A 7647-nucleotide genomic window follows, 5' to 3' on the forward strand; every position below is an offset into this window, starting at 1 on the left:
GCGCCTCAGGTGCGGACCACCGGGATGGAGCCCGTCGCCTCGAAGTTCTTGAGGTGCTTGCGGACGGTGGACTCGCTCACCTTCAGCTGATTCGCGATGGACCGCACGGTCGCGCCCTGGGCGAAGAGGTCGATGATGCGGTTCACCGTGACCTCGTCGAGCCGGGTGCCGGGCTGCCGCTCGGGTGCGGCGTTCCGGTCGGAGTTCCTGCCGCGCCGCTCGGGCTCCGGCTGCGGCTCCGGCGCGGAGGATCGCACCTCGGTCCGGTGGTCGTCGCGCGCGGCGGGACGGCGCTGCTCGGTCGGTGCGGGCCTGGGAGGCGCAGGGCGGGCCACGGTCGCCACCGGGATCGTTCCGGTCGAGGGCCGCACCATCGGGATCGCCCCGGTCGGCGGGCGCATGGGCGGCGGATCGTGCGGCGACGGTGCGCCGATGGGCCTGACCCCCGCGGCGTGCGGGGCCGCCCCGGTCAGCGCGGCGACCGCCGCGGCGGCACCCGCGCCAGGAGGCCGACGCCGCTCGCCGGCCTGGCCGGACCCCGCCGGGCCCTGTGCCTGGGCCGGTCCCTCGACCGGTTCCTGGCGGTGGGGCGGCGTCCAGGCGCTCTCGATCGCGCGGCCGCCGCGGGGCTCGGAGGGGGCGAGCTCGGCGGTCCGGGGCTCGGCCGCCGCGAACTCGGCGACGACGGCGTCGGCCGCGCGGCGCTCGTACTCCGGCGCGCCGGGCTCGGAGACGAAGACGCCGGCGAGCCGACGCCGGTCGTCGGCGTGCAGCCGCGCCACGTCGGCGGTCCCGTCGCCGACGGCGGACAACGCCTCGGCCCAGGCGGCGACCTGCGCGCGCATCTCGGTGGGCGGGACCGTGCGCAGCGCGACCGACCGGGCATGACGCCGGGCCGCCTCCGCGCGCAGGAGCCTGCGGCGGGAGGACCGCGACCCGTCCAGGAGGCTCTGCGCCCGGAACAGGTCCTCCGTGGTGAGGAACAGGGCGTGCATGCGCCGCGCCTGGCGCAGGCCGGACCAGGACATCCCCGTGGCCAGATGGCGGTCGCCGATCAGGGCCAGATGCCACATCAGGGCGGCCAGTAGGGGGACCAGGAACCGGAAGATGGCAGCGCCCAGCGTGTGGCCGATGAAGATCTCGTGCCAGGCGGCGAACGCCCCGGAGGCGGACGAGAGCGCCCAGGTCAGGGTGAGCAGCGTGCCGCCGGGGCGGTTGTCCTTCGCCGCCTCGCGGGCCAGGAGCGCCACGGTGACGAGGGACAGCTCGAAGACGCCGGCGGTGGCGTAGGCCGTGGCGGAATCCATCGCCAGGACGTCGATGCCGAACTGCACCATCGCCAGGTAGGCCGAACCTGTGGAGACCAGTGCGACGGACACGGCGGCAGTCAGCACCAGTTTCCGGGAGCGGAGCTGCTGCGGGGTGGGGGGCACTGGACTTCTCCTCGGGGCTGGGGTTCGAGCACGTGCGGCAGAAAGATATCGGACTTGTATGACATTCCGTTTTCGCGCGACGTCAGGTGACGGATCCTCCGGCACAATGAGTCGCGGAGGTGGCAGGGGATGAACGCTTCTACGGAACCGTGGGACACCGCTCCGTCCGCCGGACCGGCCGAGGCTGCCGCGGCCAGGCTGGGCCGGGGCTGGGTCGCGGCGCTCGTCGGGGGCGTGGCCGTGCTGCTCGTCGTCGCCGTGACCGGAGCCGTCACGATGCTCCGCGACGATCCGGCCGAGCGCTGGGCGGCCGAGGCGATGCCGCGGGATACCGCGAGCCCCGCCCCGAGCCCGTCGCCCACGCCGAGTCCCACACCCGCCGAGTTCGATCTGGCAGCGCTCGAGGTCCCGACCATCGAGTCGGTCATGCCGCAGATGCCGCGGTCGCAGGCGGCCACGCTGGACGACCTGCCGGGCACGGTCGCCGTCCCGAAGGAGGACCGCACGGCGGTCTGGTCGGAGCCCGACATCTCGATGACGCCGCGCCTCGCGCTGACCGCCACCCAGTATGGCTACGACGCGCGCTGGCTGGTCCTGAAGTCCCAGGGCGACTGGGTCCAGGTGCTCCTGCCCTACGGACGCGGCGCGCTCCCGTCATCCGATCCCGGTGCCGTGAACGGCGCGGCCGGCTGGGTGCAGAAGGAGACCGTGCGCATCGAGCAGGAGGACCGGTCGATCGTCATCGATCTCTCGGACCGCGCCATGATCGTCGATGCCGACGGCGAGCAGGTCACCATCCCCGCCGGTATCGGGGCGCCGAGCACGCCGACGCCCCAGGGTGTGGCGCAGGTCATGACGGTGACCATGGCGTCGAACACGGGGCTGAGCCTGTTCCTGTCGGCGCAGTCGGAGACCCTCGACACGTTCGCGGGCGTGAACTACGCGGCGACCGCGCTGCACGTAGGCGTCGGGCAGGGGCAGGAGATCAGCAACGGCTGTGTCCGGCTCACGCCCCAGGGTTTCGACGCGGTCAAGGACCTCCCGGCGGGCGTGCCGGTCGTCGTCCGCGTGTGAAGCCGGCTCACCCGCGCGACCCCGTTTTCACGCTACGCTGTGTGACCGAGCGCCTGTAGCTCAGTGGATAGAGCACCGCTCTCCTAAAGCGGGTGTCGTTGGTTCGAATCCAATCAGGCGCACAAGAAGCGCCTCTGACCTGCATCAATGCAGGTCAAGCGCGTTTGTGGATCGCGGCCGCCGCGCCGATCCCCCCGCTTACCCCACGCTCTGGAGCGAAAACTCGCTGAGGTGCCGCACCAGGTCCACGGCCGCCTCGTGGTCGGCCGACTCGGCGGCGACCGCCCAGCACTCCGTGAACGGCGGCGCGCCCGGCTGTGCTTCCTCGGACGGCGTCACGCCGTCGTGCACCGTGGCCGGATCCTTCGGGGCGCAGACCAGGGCGCCGTCGACGGTGAACGCCTCGACGAGCGCCGGGTGCACGTGCTCTGCACGGGGGAGGTCGTCGCCGTACGGGCGCAGGAATCCCCGTGTGGCGTAGGCCGCGAGCTCGTCGGCGCCGAGGGCGAACACGTCGGGCGGGCTGCCGTTCGCGAATTCCTGGGACAGCTGCCGGGGCATGTCGGCCGCCACCCCCACGCTCGCTCCCCGTCCGGAGTCTCTGGACCAGGCCCGGACGGCCGCGCGCACCGACTTCGTGTCGGCGCCGTCGCCCGGCCCGACGAGCACGCGGAGCCCGTCGCTCCTGTCACCGCCCGGGCCGTCGAGCCCGGGGCCCCACGCGGCGGCGGTGAGCACCAGGGCGCTCACCGACATGGCTACAGAAATGCGAATGCGAAGGATCTTCCGATCCATGATCACGGTCCCCTTTTCTGTGGCGCAGAATTCTCCGCACGTTCGCCAGTGTCGGACGGGTGAGGCCTGAGCGCATGTGATGTACCAGAACCCCCTTTTGGCCATAAATCAGGCGTTCGACCGTCGGTGAGGGGCGCAAAGCCGCAGAAAACCGCGCCACGTCCCGCCCCGACGTCGCGGTCGGTGCGCCGGCCGGTGTGTCGCCCCCGGGCACAGGGCGGGCGGCGGTTAGTTTGCTGGGGTGAACGCCGCACGACGCCAGACCGCAGCCGCCCGGGACCCCGGGGCGGACCGCGCGCTCTCCGGCCAGATCACGGCGGCACTGGCCGAGGACCTCGCGGAGCCGGCCGACGAACTCGCCGCGGCCGAGATGCCGCAGCTCACGGGCGACGACACGACATCCACCGGCACCGACGGCGCCGAGAGCCTCAGCCCCGGGCTCGCCGGGGCGATCGCGGGCTGGCGCGCCGGGCTGGTCGAACTCGCCGGCGGCTCGTCGCTCGCGGACATCGGCCTGCTCGGCGAGGCCGTCATCGACCTGTCGGCGGCCCACCCGTCCGGCGTCGCGCAACTCTTCGCCGGGCGGCCCACCCGCCTGTCCAACCTGGTGCGCGAGCCCGGCGCGCTCCCCGCGGCACGCCGTCGGGCACAGGCCGTGGCCGCGCGCTCCGCCGAGCACGCGCAGCGCTACGGCGTCGCCCCCACCTACCTCGCACTCGGCGTCGCGACCTGGACCGAGCGTTCGGCGCCCGGACGCGGCGACGACATGGAAGCACTCGCCCGCGTCACCGGCCGCACCGACCACGCGGAAAGCCCGGGGACGACGGCGGCCACGGGCGAGGAACCGTCATCGGCCACACCTGGCCCGCTGCCGTCGGACACAGACAACGGCGGGCCCCGCGTGGTGCGCGCCCCCGTGCTGCTGCGGCCCGTGACCCTCACACCGCGCGGCGACACCGAAGCCGACTACGACATCACGCTCGAGGCCGCCGCCGAGATCAACCCGGTGGTGGCCCGGACGCTGCGCGCACACGGCGCGCTGCTCGACCCCGCGGCGCTCGCGAAGGCGGCGTTCACCATGGCGGGCTTCGACCCCACCGACGTCCTGCACCGCGTCGCGTCGCTCGGCGGGGCGGTGCTCGGCGACTTCGCGCTGGACCAGCGGGTCCTCGTCGGCACGTTCGTGCACCCCGGCCAGGTGCTCGTCGACGACCTCGACGAACTCACACCGTCACTGGGACGCCACGAGGTGGTCGCCGCCGTCGGAGGCGTCGACGAGGCGATCGACACGCTGCGGGCCCTCGAACTCCCCGAGGCGCGGGTCGGCGACGCCCACCCCGCGCAGGAACGCGGCGTCGGCGACCTCGACCCACGGCAACGGCACGTCGTGGACGCCCTGGCCACCGGCAACCACCTGTTCGTGGACGCCCCCGTGGGCTCCGACGTCGCCGGGACGCTCGCGGCCGTCGTCGCGGAGGCCAACGCGTCCGGCCGGTCCGTGCTCTACGTCCCCGGGCACCGGCGCGCCGCCGACGCGCTCATCGCCCGCCTGGAGACCCTCGGGCTCGACGGCCTGCTGCTCGACGTCGCACCGACCCCCTCCTGGCGCAAGGTCGTCTCGCACCGGCTCGTGACCGCGATGACGGCCGGGGCCGACGCCGTCGACACCGACGCCATCGCCCGCGTACGCGACGCGCTCATCGGAGCCCGCTCCCAGCTCGCCGGATACATCGACGCCCTGCACGAGGCGCGCGGAACGCAGCGGATCAGCGCCTACGACGCCCTCCAGGCACTCGCGCGGCTCACCTCCCAGAAGCCCGCACCGGCCACCACCGTGCGACTGTCGCCCGACACCGTCCTCGCACTCACCGAGGACAAGCGCGCCGAGCACGCCCGCGACCTCGCACGGGCCGCCGAACTGGGCGCGTTCTCCCTGAAGGCCTCCACGTCGCCGTGGTTCGGCGCCCGGATCACCACCGACCGCGCCGCCCGCGACGCGCTCACCCGTGTCCGCCGCCTGCGCGACACCACGCTGCCTCAGCTGCGCGAACAGATCGAGTACGTCGTCCAGGTGACCGGGCTCGTCCCGGCCACCTCCCTCGCCCAGTGGGCCGAACAGCTCGCAATGCTCGCCGGCATGCGCGGCACGCTCGACGTCTTCCAGCCCATGGTCTTCGAACGGACCGCCGAGGACCTCGTCCACGCGACCGCCTCCAGCCGCTGGCGCGCCGAGCACGGCATCGAGATGGGCTGGTTCGAACGCCGCCGCCTCAGGAAGCGCGCCCGCGGGATGGTCCGCCCCGGCGTGCGCCTGCCCGACATGCACACCGCCCTCCTCGACGTCGCCGAACAGCGTGAGGTCTGGCAGGAACAGTGCCCCCGCGGCGGCTGGCCCACCCTGCCCGAGGGACTCGCGACCATCGAGGAGACGTACGAGGCCGTACGGATCGACATCGAGACACTCGAACCGGCCGTCGCCACGTCGCACGCCGGAGGCGGCCTCGCCGAACTCGACCTGAACGCGCTGCTGCAGCGGCTCGAGGCGCTCGCCGGCGAGGCCGACGCCCTGACCAACCTCCCCGAACGCACCGCGATCCTGCTACGGGCGGGCGGCGCCGGCCTCGGCGACCTGGTCGACGACCTCGCCGCCCGGCGCGTCGAGCCGGCGCAGGTGGGCGCGGAGCTGGATCTGGCGTGGTGGACGTCGGTGTTCGAGGAGATCCTCGCCTCCGAACCCGTGCTCGCCGAGCAGGACGGCGCCGGCCTCGACGCGCTCGCCGGACGGTTCCGCGAGCTGGACGTACGGCACGTCGACGCGTTGCCGGGGCCGGTGCGCGTCGCCGTGCGGGCGCACCTGGGCAGCGCGATGCGCGATGAGCGGGACGACGCCGAGGCGCTGTACACCGAGCTCGTCGAGGAGAAGCTGACGTCGGTGCGTGACCTGGTCGCCGGCCATGGCGCCGTGGCCCGGCGACTGCGCCCCACGATGATCTCCACGCCCACCCTCGTGCCCCACCTGCTGCCGCCGGAGCGCACCGCGGACCTCGTCGTGCTCGACGCCGTCCAGCACGTGCCCCTCGAGGTGGTGGTCCCGGCGATCGCCCGCGGGCGGCAGGTGATGGTCGTGGGGGACCCGCGCTCGGCGTCGGGCACGGCGGTCCGGGTACTGTCCGACCTGCTGCCCGCCGTCTCGCTCACCTCCGAGCCCAGCCGCCGCGACCCCGCGCTGACCGCGCTGCTCGCCGAGCACGGGTACGACGGCGTGCTGCGGCCTGCACCCGTCCCGCGGACCGAGGCGCTGGTGAGCCACTGGCTCGTGGACGGCACGGGGATGCCGGATCCGGTGTCGGGCGCCGTCGAGTCGACGCGCGCCGAGGTGGATCGCGTGGTGGAGCTCGCGATCGAGCACGCGATGACACGGCCGGAGGAGACGTTCGGGATCATCACCGTGACGGCGGCGCACGCGGACCGCATCCGCGAGGCGCTGCTGGCCGAGGTGCGCTCCAACCCGGCCCTCGCACGGTTCTTCTCCGGGAAGCGGCCGGAGCCGGTGGTGGTGGCCGACGTCTCCGGCGCGGCCGGCCTGCAGCGCGACACGATCGTGCTGACCCTCGGGTTCGGTCGCACGCCGCACGGCCGGGTGCTGCACCGGTTCGGCGCGCTCGGCGAGGCAGGCGGCGACGGGATGCTGCTGGGTGCGCTCGGCGCGACACGCCGGCGTCTGCACGTGGTCTCCTGCTTCACCGGCGCCGACATCGACCCGGAGCGGTTGCGCGGACCCGGCCCGAAACTCCTCCGCGAGGTGCTGGCGTTCGCGGCCGCCCGGAACGGCCAGGCCGACGACGTCGAACTCGGCAACGGGGTGGACGTCGCCCGCGAACCGGACCGGCTCGTGGGCGACCTCGGCGAACGGCTCTGGAAGGCCGGTCTCGTCGTCGAAACCGACTACGGGATCGGGGACGGGGAGCGGATCCCGCTCGCGGTGGGGCACCCGGACGTCCCCGGCGAGCTGCTGGTCGCCGTACTGACCGACGACGCCGCCTACATCGCCGAGCCGTCGATCCGCGTGCGAGACCGGCAGCTGGCCAACCGGCTGGAGAAGCTCGGGTGGGTGGTGGCGCAGGTGTGGTCCGCCGCGGCGTTCCTGGATCCGGACGCGGAGGCGGAGCGGGTGCGGCGGGTCGTGATGGGGGTGCGGGATGCCCGGGTTCGGGGTGGGGGAGCTGTGGTGGTGCCCTCGGTTGTCGAGGGGTGAGTTGCTTGGGGCTTGGGGTTTGGGGCTGGGGTTGTGGGTCGGTCTGGGGAGGGCCGCGGCGGCAGGATGCCGCGCGCGGACCCGTTCACG

General features: G+C 73.9%; 4 protein-coding genes and 1 tRNA gene. 3 read left to right on the plus strand and 2 right to left on the minus strand.

Going from position 1 to position 7647, the window contains the following annotated elements; genetic code table 11:
• Positions 1-5 precede the first annotated feature (5 nt).
• The gene (locus tag ACYVK5_RS09780) at positions 6-1433 is read right to left on the minus strand and encodes a helix-turn-helix domain-containing protein (RefSeq protein ID WP_460704305.1); all 1428 of its coding nucleotides are present in this window, start codon (positions 1431-1433) and stop codon (positions 6-8) included.
• A gap of 129 nt (positions 1434-1562) precedes the next feature.
• Between ACYVK5_RS09780 and ACYVK5_RS09785 the strand changes: the two genes are divergently transcribed.
• Together ACYVK5_RS09785 and ACYVK5_RS09790 are read left to right on the plus strand one after the other, a co-directional pair.
• On the plus strand, positions 1563-2507 hold the full coding sequence (locus ACYVK5_RS09785; RefSeq protein ID WP_460704307.1) for a L,D-transpeptidase: 945 nt from the start codon (positions 1563-1565) through the stop codon (positions 2505-2507).
• Between the two features lie 49 nt (positions 2508-2556).
• Positions 2557-2629 (plus strand) — tRNA-Arg (locus ACYVK5_RS09790).
• Positions 2630-2705: 76 nt separating this feature from the next.
• Here the strand turns inward: ACYVK5_RS09790 and ACYVK5_RS09795 are convergent.
• A complete protein-coding gene (locus ACYVK5_RS09795) occupies positions 2706-3302 on the minus strand; it encodes a hypothetical protein (RefSeq protein ID WP_460704309.1) in 597 nt (198 codons plus the stop codon).
• Between the two features lie 241 nt (positions 3303-3543).
• Between ACYVK5_RS09795 and ACYVK5_RS09800 the strand changes: the two genes are divergently transcribed.
• Positions 3544-7557: a hypothetical protein gene (locus tag ACYVK5_RS09800; protein ID WP_460704311.1), complete on the plus strand. Its 4014-nt coding sequence runs from the start codon at positions 3544-3546 to the stop codon at positions 7555-7557.
• The last annotated feature ends 90 nt before the right edge of the window (positions 7558-7647 follow it).

The organism is Myceligenerans halotolerans (genome assembly GCF_054782975.1).